The organism is Duganella violaceipulchra (assembly GCF_019166075.1).
Taxonomy (GTDB): domain Bacteria; phylum Pseudomonadota; class Gammaproteobacteria; order Burkholderiales; family Burkholderiaceae_D; genus Rugamonas; species Rugamonas violaceipulchra.
Genome location: NZ_JAHTGR010000002.1, coordinates 647272 through 662337, shown reverse-complemented (window position 1 = coordinate 662337; position 15066 = coordinate 647272). Strand labels below are relative to the sequence as shown.

11 protein-coding genes are annotated in these 15066 nt (G+C 60.1%); 2 read left to right on the top strand and 9 right to left on the bottom strand.

What is annotated here, in order from left to right:
- Positions 1–28: 28 nt before the first annotated feature.
- The 8 genes from KVP70_RS05895 to KVP70_RS05860 all read right to left on the bottom strand — a co-directional run bounded on the left by KVP70_RS05895 (position 29) and on the right by KVP70_RS05860 (position 9892).
- Positions 29–490 carry a hypothetical protein gene (locus KVP70_RS05895; protein WP_229224613.1) on the bottom strand — a complete coding sequence of 154 codons (462 nt, stop codon included), beginning with the start codon at positions 488–490 and terminating at the stop codon, positions 29–31.
- Positions 491–517: 27 nt separating this feature from the next.
- Positions 518–1126, bottom strand: a complete 609-nt coding sequence (locus KVP70_RS05890; protein WP_217941126.1) for a DUF4150 domain-containing protein — start codon at positions 1124–1126, stop codon at positions 518–520.
- Entirely contained in the window at positions 1123–2448 is a 1326-nt protein-coding gene (locus KVP70_RS05885; protein ID WP_217941125.1) for a DUF2169 family type VI secretion system accessory protein, read from the bottom strand. The genes KVP70_RS05890 and KVP70_RS05885 overlap by 4 nt, the downstream gene beginning before the upstream one ends.
- Positions 2449–2456: 8 nt before the next feature.
- Complete coding sequence (locus KVP70_RS05880) at positions 2457–4634, bottom strand: type VI secretion system Vgr family protein (protein ID WP_229224612.1); 2178 nt, start codon at positions 4632–4634, stop codon at positions 2457–2459.
- A gap of 101 nt (positions 4635–4735) precedes the next feature.
- The gene (gene tssG / locus KVP70_RS05875; protein ID WP_217941124.1) at positions 4736–5788 is read right to left on the bottom strand and encodes a type VI secretion system baseplate subunit TssG; all 1053 of its coding nucleotides are present in this window, start codon (positions 5786–5788) and stop codon (positions 4736–4738) included.
- Complete coding sequence (tssF, locus tag KVP70_RS05870; RefSeq protein ID WP_217941123.1) at positions 5752–7587, bottom strand: type VI secretion system baseplate subunit TssF; 1836 nt, start codon at positions 7585–7587, stop codon at positions 5752–5754. Before tssF ends, tssG begins: the two co-directional genes overlap by 37 nt.
- A gap of 93 nt (positions 7588–7680) precedes the next feature.
- On the bottom strand, positions 7681–8283 hold the full coding sequence (locus tag KVP70_RS05865) for a response regulator transcription factor (protein WP_217941122.1): 603 nt from the start codon (positions 8281–8283) through the stop codon (positions 7681–7683).
- The gene (locus tag KVP70_RS05860; protein ID WP_217941121.1) at positions 8273–9892 is read right to left on the bottom strand and encodes a sensor histidine kinase; all 1620 of its coding nucleotides are present in this window, start codon (positions 9890–9892) and stop codon (positions 8273–8275) included. Before KVP70_RS05860 ends, KVP70_RS05865 begins: the two co-directional genes overlap by 11 nt.
- A gap of 339 nt (positions 9893–10231) precedes the next feature.
- On the opposite strand from KVP70_RS05860, the gene KVP70_RS05855 reads away from it, so the two are divergent.
- Both KVP70_RS05855 and KVP70_RS05850 read left to right on the top strand, forming a co-directional pair.
- The gene (locus KVP70_RS05855) at positions 10232–11206 is read left to right on the top strand and encodes a VirK/YbjX family protein (RefSeq protein ID WP_217941120.1); all 975 of its coding nucleotides are present in this window, start codon (positions 10232–10234) and stop codon (positions 11204–11206) included.
- 41 nt (positions 11207–11247) lie between these two features.
- Positions 11248–11481, top strand: a complete 234-nt coding sequence (locus tag KVP70_RS05850; RefSeq protein ID WP_217941119.1) for a DUF6139 family protein — start codon at positions 11248–11250, stop codon at positions 11479–11481.
- Here KVP70_RS05850 and dnaE read toward each other — a convergent pair whose 3' ends face one another.
- Positions 11482–15039, bottom strand: a complete 3558-nt coding sequence (gene dnaE, locus KVP70_RS05845) for a DNA polymerase III subunit alpha (protein ID WP_217941118.1) — start codon at positions 15037–15039, stop codon at positions 11482–11484.
- Positions 15040–15066: the final 27 nt, after the last annotated feature.

The window sequence follows — 15066 nt, the reverse complement described above, 5'->3', positions numbered from 1 at the left end:
TGCTCGGCCAGGGTGTTGGCGGCGCTGATCACTTCGGCTCGCTCGGCGTGTCGCCGGTGCTCAGGCCCAGCAGAGTGGAAAGTTTTTTTTGGACGTCGATGATCAGGTCGGCCTTGGCCAGCTTGGCGCGCAGGCGTTCGACTTCTTTTTCCAGCTCCCGCACCCGGCGCGCCTCGGTGGCGGCCGGATCGACTTTCGGTCCGCGCTTACGCTCCAGCGCGCCGGCCTCGTCGGCAAGCTGACGTTGCTTGCGCCATGTCGCGAGATGGGACGAATAGATGCCTTCCCGCCGCAGCAAGGCGCCAATGTCGCCCGGCGCCACGCAGGCGTCGGCGGCAGCGAGGATGCGCAACTTCTCGGCCTTGGAGAAGGCACGACGTTTGGCGCTGGGAACAACCTCCGGGTCAGGGCGTTGGACTTCGACGGACGATGCGTTGAGGCTGTCTTGCTGGGCTGCTGAAGTGCTAATTTGATGCTTTCGGTTGTGCATATTGGGGACCTACCGCTGTACTCTAAATTAATCGGGTAGGTGTCTCAAGTTATATTGGCACAGAGGGGACGCAATATAGATTCCGGGATTGTTGCCGGAATTCATGGTGCATTTATCACCGTCGCGCACTACCTTCTTACCTTCAATACGGACGGTTCCGCTACCTTCAACCGGCTTAACTTCGCCACTAACAGTCCCCGACCTTATCCCCTTCCCGGTACCGGGCTCGTCGCCAGTGCAACGTGGCTGAGTACTACGGTCAAGAACATACGCTGGACGTCCATTGAAATTAACGGTACGTGCAGCATTCATACTGTTCGATAGGTCTTGTGTTACCGGATAAGGAATGGGCACCATCACACAACCAACGGGTGTTTTGTTTATTGATGGGGCAGTACTGATCGCTTTGAAAGAACCATCCTTACGCGCGCCGATCTTGTTGCTGCTCTTTGGGCCCGGGACCGGCGGATTTTGCTTTGCTCTTGCAATATCCGCCTCTATTGCGGCGATTTTTTGCTTCAGCCTTTTCTCTTTTTCGTTAAGCTCTTCGAGTTCATCCTTTAATCGAAGCTCCTTGGCGACCTTGTCCGCCTCCAGATCCCCCTTGGCATCCGAGAGTTTCAACCGATCAGTCATAACGCTACCACCTCATCAGTTGCGCCAGAATCCGATGTCGTTCTCGACATTACGTTTTCATTGCAACGAGCCAAGTCTCTTTCGAAAAAGGTACGCATACGGAACTCGCAGAGATCGATCCCGCTGATTTCGTCGACCGAAATCGCAGCCCGCCAAACCAACGCCAGTTGGTGGTTTTCCGGTTCGACGATCACCGTGTCGATCAACAGGGGCCGGAAGTATGCATCGCCACGCTCCAGCTGCATCAACAAAAAACACTCATGCTCGGGCAAAATCAAACGCAGCAATGTGTTGCCGCGATCGGTCTCTCGGAGGCAAGGTGTGTTTGCGGGGCAGAGATTAATTAACTCGACCACATCGGCCCCCGTCAGAAAATCAACCTGTTGATCCGGCGGAGCCGCGTTCCATATTTCAAAGTCAAAGCCCTTTGGCAAAGGTGCATTGGAATTGACAAAGACATCGTCGACCTCACCCAGCATGGCTCTTCGTGCCGGGTGGGTCTTGCTTCGAATTCCGAGTCCGGCCGGGTCAATAGATGGCGATCCTCGCGCATGCCAGAATTGGCTGGCGGTGATCTTTGATTGCAGATTCTCAACCTGGGGCGCTGCGACGCTCACGGTCTTTGTCGCTTTCAAATACCACTCCGGCGCGAAACCCACGCCATGCACGTTTGATTCGTAAGCTACGTGCGCAAGCGGAGGTTTCCTCACCGATATGTGGGCATCCGGATGGGCTGCCGCCTGCTCCGCTGTCAGCCGATTCTTCAATGGCACACGCCGAGCGACAGGATCGTTTTCCTCAATTCTGCATTCGCCCCCATAGGCATATTCAGCACGCAGCGGAAGTGAATTGATCAACTCAGGATTCGTGAGCTTCCAAGGATTTGGTTGCAGCAGCCAGAAAGTTCCCCATTTCACCAACCACTGCAAAAAACGCACCGTGCTCGCTCTTTTTCGGAGGTGGCGCCTTCCCGAAATCCTCAAGACCTTTTCGATCAGCTTCTGCCCATCTCGCACAACATTCAGTCCCGCAAGAAAGCTGGTAACTGCTTTACCCTTCGGCGCATAGGCGACGGCATTCACGATGACATCGCACTTCGGCTTGTAAGGGCAATAATCCGACTCTTGCCGCACGCCCCCGCTGAAGCCCTCGCCAAAGTACATGTCGGTGTCGCACAAGGGCGCTTGCTCATCGGCGTACTCCAGCTTGCCGGATGAAAAGTCGAATGTCTGTCTCAACACGAAAACGTGAAATCGCTGCTCGTGCTGGTCGATCGCTTCAAAAGCTTGAGCCGGGAACGGAGTATGATTGACGACATTCATGACGCCTCCTAGTTGATATCAACGTCCTTGCCGTTAATACGAACAGGACCGGAGGCTCCGATATCGATACTGGTTCCAGATATCGTGATCGCACCGCTCGCCGTCAGCTTCAAGCTTGCACCACCTACTTTCACCTCGAAGGAATCCGCAGCGACAATCGTGTAGCTCTGGCCGACCTCGGTCTTTTTGTCCAGGCCTACTTTTTCGAACTTTGACTGTCCAACCACAGTAAGCATCGTCGCTCCGACAGCGACGCCGTAGTCGGCGCCAATTTCCATCGTTTTTGACAAGCCTATGGTTTCCTCTTTCGCCAAACTGACACGTTCAATTTTCGTCATATGGATGACGACCTTTTCGTGGCCAGTTACCGTTTCACGACGACTTCCACCGATCTCGATATGCTCATCGTTGCCTACACGTTCGGCGCGATCATGATGGATAGTGATCTTCTCGTCGTTACCAACCGTCCCAATGCGGTCATGCTTGACCTCTACCACCTCGTTGTGGCCAACGCTCTTCGTCCGATCATTACCCACCGAGTGCGATTCATCGTGTTCAACCTCAATGCGCTGGTCTTTCTCCGCATGAAGCCACACCTCCTCGGCGCCCTTCAAATCCTCGAAGCGAAGCGCATTGGCGTTCTCCGTTTTGCCTCCGATACTTGAACGAGTGACCACCCCGCTCTGCGTCTTGTTGGCCGGTAGTTCCCAGGGCGGCATGTTGGCGGAGTTGTAGACACTGCCAATAATCAGCGGGCGATCGCAGTTCCCGTCCAGGAATTGCACCACCACCTCCTGCCCAATGCGCGGGACACTGATCTGCCCGAAGCCAGCACCTGCGGCACTCGACATCACCCGCACCCACGGAGAGCTCTTCTCGTTGTACTCGCCCTCCCGGTCCCAGTGGAATTGCACCCGCACCCGACCGTACTCATCCGTGTAGATCTCTTCGCCCTTCGGCCCCACCACGGTGGCCGTTTGTACGCCATAGATTCGCGTGTCGTTGCTGTGCATGCCCAACCGAGGCCGCCAGCGTATGGTCCTGCGCAAACAGGTAAAGCTGTTACTGTATTGCGAGGCTGTACCTTGTCCATCATGATAATTATTGCTGGCGGTGTGCCGCACGGACAGGATCAGATACTCACGTTCGGCTTTGTCGTTGGCGGGCACATCGCAATCACCACTGTCGTTGTAGCCGCCGCTGAAATGGCCTGTCAAAGTGAAGCACCGGCCCGGTTGCGCCGCGCGTTCGTTGCTCTCGGCGATAAAGTCCTGCCCACGAGCGTCGATGATGTCCATCCTGCGATGCGCCAAGGCCTCGCCGTCATCGTCATCCTTGAAGCCGTATGCACCTGCATCGAGGTAGACTTCATACGGTTCGACGGCCCCCTGTTCATTAAGCGATGGCCGTTCCATACGGTCACTACGCGATTGCTTGAAGTTGTAGCTGTTCACCGCAACTCTTCCCGACGACGCAATCCGTACTGGCCGCCATTGCCTGATTCCGTCATGCTCCATCGCCCCTGCCTGGCTTTGATACTCGATCTCTCCAAGACCAGCAATGCTCTCCGCTTGCGTGCTGTCGTCACCGATGCAGAGCGTGTGGCCATCTTCGCTGTGCTCATACCAGTAATGCATTCCGGCCGCCTCCAGCCGACGATGCAGGTGGTTATGATCGCTTTCGTTGTACTGCACCGCCATTGTCAGATCGGGAGCCGCTTCAATCAGGCGATATTCGTAATCGCGCTGAAGATAGTTCTCGAAGGTCTGATCGAACAACTCGGTCAGGCTAAGGTTTTGGAATACCTTGCAGTCGCCGCGCAAGCGTAGAAAGGCCAGCCAGGGCTTGAGCACCATTTGATAGAAGGCGAAGCCGCCGTCGGTTTTGATAAAACGGAATTCAAAAACATAGCCGTTGAAGTAGCGCAGCGTGCCGTCATCGCGCACCAGCGAGATCGTGACCATCTTGCCGATGACAGATTTCAATGGAATCAGCGCATCGTCGGACAAGACTTCGACCTCGTAATTAAAATCGCATGACAACGCCTCATCGGCGACGATGGCATTGGCCAGCATGATGCTGTCCGGGCCGTCGCCTTGAGGGAAATCGAGACGCAGCAGGCGCTGGCCCTGTGGGTCGCTACTGAAAGCCGCAAGTATCGCTGTGACGCCCTGAAGCAGGTTCATATTGACCAGTCCTTTGTGCGGGAGCTTGAGACGAGTGATCCACTTTAACGAACGCAAGCAGGATTGCCTTGCGGCCGATCACGTTGTAGTGCAGTCTGCTATCAGATCAGGTAGTACAAGTCATCGCGCTCGCCACATGCCCCGCTGGACAACAAAAAGGAATCGATGCCCAGCCGCGCCGATTGGATTGAGGATGAGCCAGACAGTTGGATGCCGCGGACGTCCTCCGCCCGCAGTATCAGCTGAATCTTGTACGTCAGCGTTGGCGTCTCGAACATAGCGAGCACCTTGCGCAATGCAACGGCGCCGGCTCCGCCAGCGAGAAAATCGTCATACTGTGCTTTATCCAACGGTCCAAGGCGGACGGTCGCGGTCAGATCACGGCGCCAAATGCGCGCCCCCAATATAACGCCGGTATCCAGTTGGCTATTCGCCAGCCCAAGGCGATTCTCATGACGCTTTTCCAGTCCATGCCATCGTCCCGTATTGGCCTGAACTGAAACAGGAATCTTGAAGTAATCCGCCAGCACACGCTCTATCATCAGCGCTGAGACTGGCCGTTGGGAAAAGGCTGCCGCATAATAGGCCGCGACAGGATCGGACAGCGTTTGAGCTTTACTGCCCGACAGCGACAACAACAACGGCATCAGGGCGTCCGCCTGTTCACGACAGGGAAGTTCCAGCCTATGTTTTTTCCACGCCTGATAAAACAGAGCGACCAATCTGTTGGAAAAGATGTCGAGAAAGGCATGCGCGCCATCGTGGTTTTCGTTCTTCCGATAGGCGGCGAGGCGTTCGCCATAATGGCTGGGCAACACGCCGTGATTGCCCAGTAGTCCAAAGAAGGTGGGCGTGATGCAGATGCGATTGAACTGCCCCTGATTGAGAGCCGCTAAAAGTTCTCCCTCATCGGTGACGCCAGAACAGTCCGCAGTCACTTCCACATCCAGCGCCTCGATTTGACTGGCCGGGAAATTTTGCGAGCTACTGTTCCTGAATTGCAGGTAGTCCGTCAAAACTATATTCCGCGGTACACCTTGCGAGACCAAGAGCCGCTCAAAAATCCGGACCGCCTGGAAAAACTCAAATCGATGTGGTTCTTCGAGCAGTTGCCGGACTAATCCAGCAGAACTGCGCCGCTTCGTGGTGGGCATCGTACAAGCTCCTCTCCGCTGCGATTGGAAATGACGATCAATTGGCTAAAGACGTTTATCTGGCAATACAAACCAAAGAAATGATCCAGCGTCCGTGCGAAAGCGTAAATGCTGCTCCCCACGAAAGCCTCTTCGTCCAGCGTCATGCGGATCTCGATACCCGGCATCAAGGAAGCTGTCGGTACGCCCCTCACCCACGTTGTGGCAGTTCGATATTGCAGGTCCGTCACGCCTTGTATCTGGCGCAGCGTAATCGTGCTACGAGGAAGGTTATAGAGAGTCAGCATTTCACGGAACTCATTCAACCCAACGCTGCTGAGGGAGCGATGATTGAGCGTCAGATGAGAGATCAGCCGCCAGTGTGCACCATTGCCGGATTCAAAGCGGCGGACGGCGCTCGGACGACGCAACAATCGCACCGGCGTGCGCGTCAGCGTGCCATCGAGCGTCAGGTCGCCATCGGGACTGCCGTAGTTCAGGGACTCGGGCAGGTGGCGATTGCTGCATAACAGCTCAACTGACAGCGTCTGAGCCTTCTCCGCCAGCGGCGCCATGTCGGTATCCACCAGACTGATGCGCATCTCGTGGCCTGGGCTGATGTCTGCTGTGATGCCATCGCGCCGCATGATCCAGTAGCAAGCCGCTTGTTGGCCGTGCCGCATGCTGTAGAAAGGACGCACACTTTGAATGCCATCGCGACGCGAGACGTCTGTGATCAAACTTGCAGATTGAATACCGAAGATCTCATACGCGTCCGGGTTGGCGCTGTCGGCCAATAGTGCGTAGTCAACTGTCGTATGGCGCACGTCCACCGGTGCGGCAGTGCGCTTGAAAAGGTTGACGACAGGCGCACAGTTTAAGAGCAAATTTCTTTCCGATAACTTGCTCAAGGTCTGCGCCAGACAGCAGCCGTTCTGTGCGTTCTTGACGACCAGATGCAGCGTAAAGCGACGACATCCAGTTGGCATGGAGCGAACAATCCCGCTCCACGCCAAATCAAAGAAATTAAACTTCTCCGGGAAGGCAAAGTACTCCGTCAGCAGGCGGTATGCCGGATGTGATCGCGCTGAAAATGGTATCAACGCCTGATCTTCGGAATATCCAACGGTGGAGATACACGGCTTGCTGATTTCCGTCCAAGCTCCCTCGTCAACAAACGAGATGTAGGCCGAACCAACGCGCATGAACAGCGTGTCATGCAGCGCGGCACACAGCGTAGGATCGGCGTCGATGAACAGCCGTATCTGCTCGAAGCTAAGAATATCCAACGCCGCTTTACCTGCACTCTCGAATGTTAGCGCAATCGTCGAACTCGCGTCAGCGCTTAAGCGTATCGAGGCCGGGGCATTGAGGATCGGGATATATCGCGCTTCGGCCAATCGGATCGGCGCGACGACGATGTCGGACGTTGTAGTAAATTTGCATTTCACTCCACGCACCGGCGCCGATTTCAGTATCGTTCCCCGGGGGACGACGGTAACAATCTCGGGTAGTTCGCGCGTGTCGCGCCGAAAATCCAGTTGTACGATCGAGCACGCGGGAAAGCTGCGTAGGTAGTGCGGATACAGCATCTCCAACAGCGATTCGGTGAACATGGGATAGTCATCGTCCAATCGCTTGGAGACACGAGCCGCCAGCAGTGCGCTTGCCTGTATCAGGCGCTCGACATGGGGATCCTTGCAGGTATCACCAGACATTTGCAAGTTGCCTGCAATGCCAGGATATCGTTCAGCAAAACTGCGACTCAGACGCCGCAACAGTGCCAACTCGGCTTCGTAATGCGGCAATAGATCTTTCATCGTCCGCTCCCGCGTTTCATGACAGACCATGCTGCCATCAAAGCGGAGTAGCTTAATTGACGAAAAACAAGTTTACCATGGGCCCATGCCGGCCTAATCCTGCATGGTTATCCGCACCAGGTCGGCGACGTTGTCGACCCCCAGCTTGGCCATCAGCCGCGCCTTGTGCACTTCGACCGTGCGCACGCTGATGCCCAGCGCCGGCCCGATCTCGCGGTTGTGGCGGCCCGTGACCACCAGTTGCATCACCTCGCGCTCGCGCGGCGTCAGCTCGCTCAGCAGGCTGACGCTGCGGCTGCGCCGCTGCTGCTCGCTGTGCACGCTGCGCGCGCGCGCCAGCGCCTCGTCGATGGCGGCGATCAGCTTGACGTCGTCGAACGGCTTTTCCAGGAAGTCCACCGCGTCCGCCTTGAAGGCCGCGCGCGCCATGCTGACGTCGCCGTGGCCGCTCATGATGATCACCGGCAGCCCCCAGCCGCGCCGCAGCAATTCCATCTGCAGGCTCAGGCCGTCCATGCCGGACATGCGGATGTCGATCAGCATGCAGCCGCGCCAGGCCGGCTGCCACGATTGCAGGAAAGCTTCGCCGCTGGCGAACATCGCGGTGCGGTAGCCGCGCACGCCCAGCAACAGGCCCAGCGCGTCGCGCACCGACGGGTCGTCGTCGACGATGAATACGGTTAAATCATGCTGCATAGCCCACCTGCTCTCCATCCTGCTCGATAGGACGCGCCAAAGGCAGCGCCATCCTGAAAATTCCATGCTCGCCCACTTCGGCCCACAGCGATCCGCCGTGCGCCTCCATGATGGCGCGGCTCAGCACCAGCCCCAGTCCCAGGCCGCTGGCCTTGGACGACACAAACGGCTCGAACAAGCGCGCCGCCAGCGCCGCCGACACGCCCTTGCCGCTATCCTCCACCGTCAGCTGCAAGCAGCCACCCTTGCCTGTCTTGCGCTTGCCGTCCAGCCGCTGCACCGACAAGCTGATGCGGCGCGCGCCGGCCGGCTGCTCCTGCACCGCCTCCAGCGCGTTGGCCAGCAGGTTGCGCAGCACCAGCTCCAGCTGCAGGCGGTCGGCCAGGATCGCCAGCGGCGGAATCTCGCCCACCACCAGCTCGACCCCGTGCTCGCGCAGCTGGGCGAAGAACTGCTGGCTGATGCCCGACACCAGCTGGCCGGCGTCGACCGGCTCAAGCTTCATCGCGCCGGTGCGGAAGAAATCGCGCAAGCGCCGCACCACGTCGGCGGCCCGGCCCGATTCGGCGATCATGCGCTGGATCGCGCCCTTGAGCACCTCGCCGCTCTCGCCCCGCTCCAGCAAATATTCGCACGCCTTGCCGTAGGCGCCCAGCGCCGTCAACGGCTGGTTCAATTCATGCGCCAGCGCGGCGGCCATCTCGCCGGCCGCCGCCAGCCGCATCGTCTGCTTGAGCTCGCTGGCGACCTTGCGCAGCTCGTCGACCGCGATGCCGATCGAAAAGCCCACCAGCGCCAGCACCGCGTCCAGCATCTGCAATTCATGCACGGCGATGTTGACCGCGTGGTTCCATTTGACCAGCGCGCCTATGCCCGCCTGCAGCACAAACACCATCAGCGCCGTGCCGAACAGTCCCTGGCGGAACGCCGCCCAGATCACCGGCAGGAACAGGAAATAAAAATGCTTGAACTCCGAGGTGGCGATGGTGCCGAACACCATGTCGAGCACGCCGATCGCCAGCGCCAGATAGGCCAGCGTCTCGGCCCGCCACACCGTCGCCCGCAGGCGCTGGCGGTCGCCCGCGCTGGCCAGCATCCAGATCAGCGGCATCGACACCAGCACCCCGACCATGTCGCCGATGCCGAAGCGCAGCACCGCCTCGCCCCACTGCCCGGCCGGGATCAGGCCGGCCGCCGACAACACGGAGATATAGCCGACATCGTTGATCATGGTGCCGACCACCACGATCAGCACCCACTGGAACAGGCGGTCGCGGCTGTCGAACACGCCGCCGTCGCCGAACTGGCGCCGCAGCGCCGCGCCCAGCAGGCCGTAGCCGGCGCTCAGCCAAAGCGAACTGAGCAGACTGACCGTCCAGCCGGCCGGCATGCCGCGCACCAGCAACTCGCCGCCCACCAGCGCCACGAACCACGGCAGCGCCGCGCGCCAGCCATGCCGCAACCAGAACACCAGTCCCAGCGCCGGATCGGGATTCCAAGGCGTGATGTTCAAGCCATAGAAGGAATCGATATAAGTCGCCCAGTCAAATAGCAGGTACAACGCTATGAAAACGGGGAATTCCAGGTAACGCAGGCGGGAGGGAGACATACGGGACGCTTTGTATCGTTATGTAGCATTATGCATTGCCAGAATTCATCGCGCATTGCTTTTTGCAACTACGCGTTCCCCTTATCCCCGCGCTTTCCCCTCTATACAACAATTACATTTTCGAAGCGGCAATTATTAAGGGAAAACCGTAAGCCTTTACCCCAATTTACAATACGTTACACTGGATTTACCATGTCCACATGTCGTAATGGCACTCCCCATTGACGAGAAGACACTAAAGTAGCCATGCCGCCTTATCCCGCCGGCCGTGAATGATGTCTCCCGTGCAGCTGCACGCCATACCATCCCTTGCAGCCCGATTTACATGAGAGACGTAAGATGTCGCAGTTAATCACCCTCCGCTCCGGCGTGGCCGACTTCAGCGGGCTGAAGCAGCTACGCGAAACCTTCAAGCTGTCGCTGCGCGCCTTGCTGCATCGCCAGGCCACCGTCGGCTGGCTGCAACTGCTTAATTCCCATCCGCTGTTCATGGACCTGGTCAAGGCCCGCCCGCGCCTGCTGTACAAGATTTACCGTCCCTACCTGAGCAACACGATGACCTGCGCCCAGCGCGTGGACCTGCTGCAACAGCACTACCGCTTCATCTTCCGCCAGGGCCTGGGGCCGCTGACGGTGCGCGCCGCGCGCGGCGCCGTGGTGCTGGGCAGCGTCGAGGGCAAGAGCGGCCTGCGCTACCAGCTGGAGCTGCGCGCCATCGAGCCGATGGAACGCGAAGGCGAACTGGTGCTGCAACTGAAGCAGGACGGCCTGCTGGTCTACAGCTGCGCGTTCTCCTTCCTGCAGGGGGTGCGCGGCGTGGTGCTGGGCATAGGCTGCATGCAGGGCTCGAAAAGCGAACAGGGCCTGCAAGTGATCAAGGACGCCACGCGCGAGCTGCACGGTCTGCGACCCAAGAACATGATGATCAAGCTGCTGAGCCAGATCGGCCACGACTACGGCTGCGTCGAGCTGCGCCTGGTCAGCAACGTCAACCGCGTGGTCTGCGGCGCCTCCCGCCAGGGCAAGGTGCACGCCGACTACGACACGCTGTGGCAAGAGCTGGACGCCAGCCGCCGCGCCGACGGCGACTGGCGCCTGCCGTGTCTAGCCATCGCGCCGCCGGACCTGGCGGCGATCGCCTCGAAGAAACGTTCGGAAGCGCGCAAGCGCCATGAGACGCTGATGGCCATCAGCGCCGCCATCCGCGCCGGCCTGAGCGCCCCGCGCTTCGAGGCGGTGCCGACGCCGCTGGGCCAGAACTACAGCACCCGCCCCACCGTCGCGCACGATGACGACGAATACGCGTTGGCCTGAAAAATCCGGTAACATGGGTTTTTCGTCCAAGGAGAAATACCATGCGTGTGGATATTTATTACCGAGATGAAGCAAAAGGCAAACACAGCTATCTGGCTGTGCCGGAGGGCAAACCCATCCCCGAGGAAGCCACCAACACCGACTGGCATCCCGAGGCCAGCCACGTCGAAGTCGACGATGGCCTCGACGATTTGTCCCGCTACCACATCGTCCACCCCCTGGAGCAGATCGGCGCCAAGGGGTATGCCATCACCAGCATCAGCGAACAGATGTAACTAGTACTCGATCGCGACATCCTTGGCGCCCAGCACCTGCTGGAGCGCCAGCTGCAGCTCGTCCGACGGCGCCACGCGCCATGCCTCGCCCAGCTGCACCACGCAGCCCACGCCCTGCGGCGTGATGCGCGCCGACACCGGCAAGCCGTCCGCGTGGCGGTGCGGCGCCAGCACTTCGGCCATCTTGCGCACGTCCACCGAGGTCGGCAGCGCCATGCCCAGCTGCTTGCCGTAGTTGACGCGCGCCGTCACGATGTCGAACACCTTCTCGGCCGAGATGCGCAGACCGCCGGAGAAGCGGTCTTCCGACACCTTGCCGACCACGGCCAGGAACTCGTCGTCCTTGAACATGCGCTTGTTCTCTTCGAACACTTCCGCATACACGGTCACCTCGACCACCGCCGTCTTGTCGTCCAGCGTGACGATCAGGATCTTGCCGCGCTGCGTCATCTGCGGGCGGATGCCGGTGATCACGCCGCACAGCATGCGCGGCTCGCGCGACGGCTCCAGCTCGGCCAGCTTGGTGCGGGCGAAGCGGCGCGCCTCCGGCGCGAACGAATCGAACATATGGCCCGACAGGTAGAAGCCCAGCGCGATCTTTTCCTCGGCCAGCTTCTGGCGGTCGGTGAACGGCGCGGCCTTCACGTATTCGGGCGGCGCCACCAGATCGGAATCGTCGCCGCCGAACAGGCTGACCTGGTTGGCCGCCTTGGCCTCCTGGTCGGCGCATTCCATCGCGAAGCTGACCGTGGCCAGCAAAATGGCGCGGTCGATGGCCAGGCAGTCGAAGGCGCCGGCGCGTATCAGCGATTCGATGGTGCGGCGGTTGATCTGCTTCTTGTCGACCCGCTTGCAGAAATCGAACAGGCTGGTGAACGGGCCGCCGGCGGTGCGGGCGGCGATGATGGCCTCGATCGCGTTCTGGCCGGCGCCCTTGCAGGCGCCCAGGCCGTAGCGGATCTGCGTGACCTTCTTGCCCGTCACCGAAGGCGGCGGGCCGTCCGGCATGAAGCGGAAGTCGGACTGGTTGATGTCCGGCGGCAGGATGGTCAGGCCGCAGATGTCGATCGAATCCTCGACCAGGATCTTGACCTTTTCGGTGTCCTCCATCGCCAGCGACATGTTGGCCGCCATGAACGCGGCCGGATGGTGGGCCTTCAGGTAGGCCGTGTGGTAGGACAGCAGCGCGTAGGCGGCGGCGTGCGACTTGTTGAAGCCGTAGCCCGCGAACTTTTCCATCAAGTCGAAAATCTCGTCGGCCTTCTGCGCGGACAGGCCGTCCTTGGCGGCGCCGGCGCGGAAGATCTCGCGGTGCTCCGCCATCTCCTCGGCCTTCTTCTTACCCATCGCGCGGCGCAGCATGTCGGCGCCGCCCAGCGAGTAGCCGCCGACGATCTGCGCCATCTGCATCACCTGCTCCTGGTACACCATGATGCCGTAGGTTTCGGACAGAATGGACTCGGTGCGCGGATCGGGATAGTCGAATTTTTCGCCGTGCTTGCGCTTGCAGAAGTCCGGGATCAGGTCCATCGGGCCCGGACGGTACAGCGCCACCAGCGCGATGATGTCCTCGAAGCGGTCGGGACGCGCGTCCTTCAACATGCCCTGCATGCCGCGCGACTCCAGCTGGAACACGGCCACGGTCTTGGCCTTGGTCAGCAGGTCATACGAAGGGCGGTCGTTCAGCGGCAGGCGCGCCAGGTCGAACTCCGACTCCTTGGGATCGAGCATCTTGATGTAGCGGACCGCGCGGTCCAGGATGGTCAGGGTGGTCAGGCCCAAAAAGTCGAACTTGACCAGGCCGACGGCTTCGACGTCGTCCTTGTCGTACTGCGACACCACGCCGCCGTCGCCGCCCTGCGTGTACAGCGGGCAGAAGTCGGTCAGCTTGCCCGGCGCGATCAGCACGCCGCCGGCGTGCATGCCGATATTGCGGGTGATGCCTTCGACCTGTTGCGCCAGGTCCAGCAGCTGCGCCACTTCCTCCTCGTTCTGCTGGCGCTCCTTGAGCATCGGCTCTTCCTCGATCGCCTCGGCGATCGACACCGGCTTGCCCGGCTTGAACGGAATCAGCTTGGAGACGCCGTCGCAGAAGTTGTAGCCGAAGTCCATCACGCGGCCGACGTCGCGGATCGCGCCCTTGGCCGCCATGGTGCCGAAGGTGGCGATCTGCGATACCGCGTCGCGGCCGTACAGGTCCTTGACGTGCTGGATCACGAGGTCGCGCTTTTCCTGGCAGAAGTCGATGTCGAAGTCGGGCATCGAAACGCGTTCGGGATTGAGGAAACGTTCGAACAGCAGGTTGTACTTCAGCGGGTCCAGATCGGTGATCTTCAGCGCATACGCCACCAGTGAGCCCGCGCCCGAACCGCGGCCGGGGCCGATCGGCACGTCGTTGTTCTTGCCCCACTGGATAAACTCCGCCACGATCAGGAAGTAGCCGGGGAACTTCATGTTGATGATGGTGTTGTTCTCGAACTCCAGCCGCTCCTCGTAGCGCTGGCGTTGCGCCTCGCGCTTGACCGGGTCCGGATACAGCTGCTCCAGGCGTTCCTCCAGGCCCTTCTTGGTTTCCGCGCGCAGGAACTCGTCGATGGTCATGCCCGGCGTCGGGAAGTTCGGCAGCTGCGGCTTGCCCAGCGTCAGCGTCAGGTTGCAGCGCTTGGCGATCTCCACCGAGTTTTGCAGCGCGGCCGGCAGGTCGTGGAACAGCTCGCGCATCTCGGCCTGCGACATGAAGCGCATCTGCTCGTTGAAGCGGCGCACGCGCTTGTTATTGGCCAGCATTTCGCCTTCGGCGATACAGGTGCGCGCCTCGTGCGCGATGAACTCGTCGGGGGAGATGAACTGCACCGGGTGGGTCGCCACCACGGGCAGGCCCAGCTTGGCGGCCAGCGCCACCGCGTGGCGCACCTGGGCTTCCTGGTTGGCCTGGCCGGCGCGCTGGATCTCGATGTAGAAATGGCCGGGGAAGATCTCGGCCCACTTCTCGGCGTTCTTTTCGGCCAGCGCCGGGTTGCCGTTTTCAATCGCCGTGCCGACGTCGCCGAAGTGCGCGCCGGACAGCGCGATCAGGGCGTTGGCGGGACTGACGTCGGGCAGCAGCGCATAGGTCTTGGCGGTGCGTTCGACCAGCCACTCGGTGCGAATCTCGGCGCGGCCCTTGTACTGGTTGGTCAGCCAGGCTTGCGACAGCAGCTCGCACAGCTGCAGATAGCCCATGTGGTTTTTGGCGAACAACATCAGCCGATGCGGCTTGTCGCGGTTGTCGTCGTTGGTGATCCAGACGTCGACGCCGACCACCGGCTTGATGCCCTTGCCGCGCGCGGCCTTGTAGAACTTGACCATGCCGAACATATTGGACAGGTCGGTGACGGCCAGCGCCGCCTGCTTGTCCTTGGCGGCGGTGGCGACCAGGTCGTCGATGCGCACCAGGCCGTCGACGATGGAGTATTCCGAGTGCACCCGCAGATGGACGAAGTCTGGTCCCGCCTTGGCGACGGCAGGCGCCATCGCTGGGTTCGCCGCCACTTCTTGTTCGTTTGCTACCATGTTCATACGCCGCTCAATGCTGGTTCAATAACC

Coding starts and splice junctions, on each gene's coding strand:
- KVP70_RS05855 (WP_217941120.1), top strand. CDS start 10,232: ATGTCGCAGTTAATCACCCTCCGCTCCGGCGTGGCCGACTTCAGCGGG.
- KVP70_RS05895 (WP_229224613.1), bottom strand. CDS start 490: ATGCACAACCGAAAGCATCAAATTAGCACTTCAGCAGCCCAGCAAGAC.
- KVP70_RS05850 (WP_217941119.1), top strand. CDS start 11,248: ATGCGTGTGGATATTTATTACCGAGATGAAGCAAAAGGCAAACACAGC.
- KVP70_RS05865 (WP_217941122.1), bottom strand. CDS start 8,283: ATGCAGCATGATTTAACCGTATTCATCGTCGACGACGACCCGTCGGTG.
- dnaE (WP_217941118.1), bottom strand. CDS start 15,039: ATGAACATGGTAGCAAACGAACAAGAAGTGGCGGCGAACCCAGCGATG.
- tssG (WP_217941124.1), bottom strand. CDS start 5,788: ATGCCCACCACGAAGCGGCGCAGTTCTGCTGGATTAGTCCGGCAACTG.
- KVP70_RS05860 (WP_217941121.1), bottom strand. CDS start 9,892: ATGTCTCCCTCCCGCCTGCGTTACCTGGAATTCCCCGTTTTCATAGCG.
- tssF (WP_217941123.1), bottom strand. CDS start 7,587: ATGAAAGATCTATTGCCGCATTACGAAGCCGAGTTGGCACTGTTGCGG.
- KVP70_RS05880 (WP_229224612.1), bottom strand. CDS start 4,634: ATGAACCTGCTTCAGGGCGTCACAGCGATACTTGCGGCTTTCAGTAGC.
- KVP70_RS05890 (WP_217941126.1), bottom strand. CDS start 1,126: ATGACTGATCGGTTGAAACTCTCGGATGCCAAGGGGGATCTGGAGGCG.
- KVP70_RS05885 (WP_217941125.1), bottom strand. CDS start 2,448: ATGAATGTCGTCAATCATACTCCGTTCCCGGCTCAAGCTTTTGAAGCG.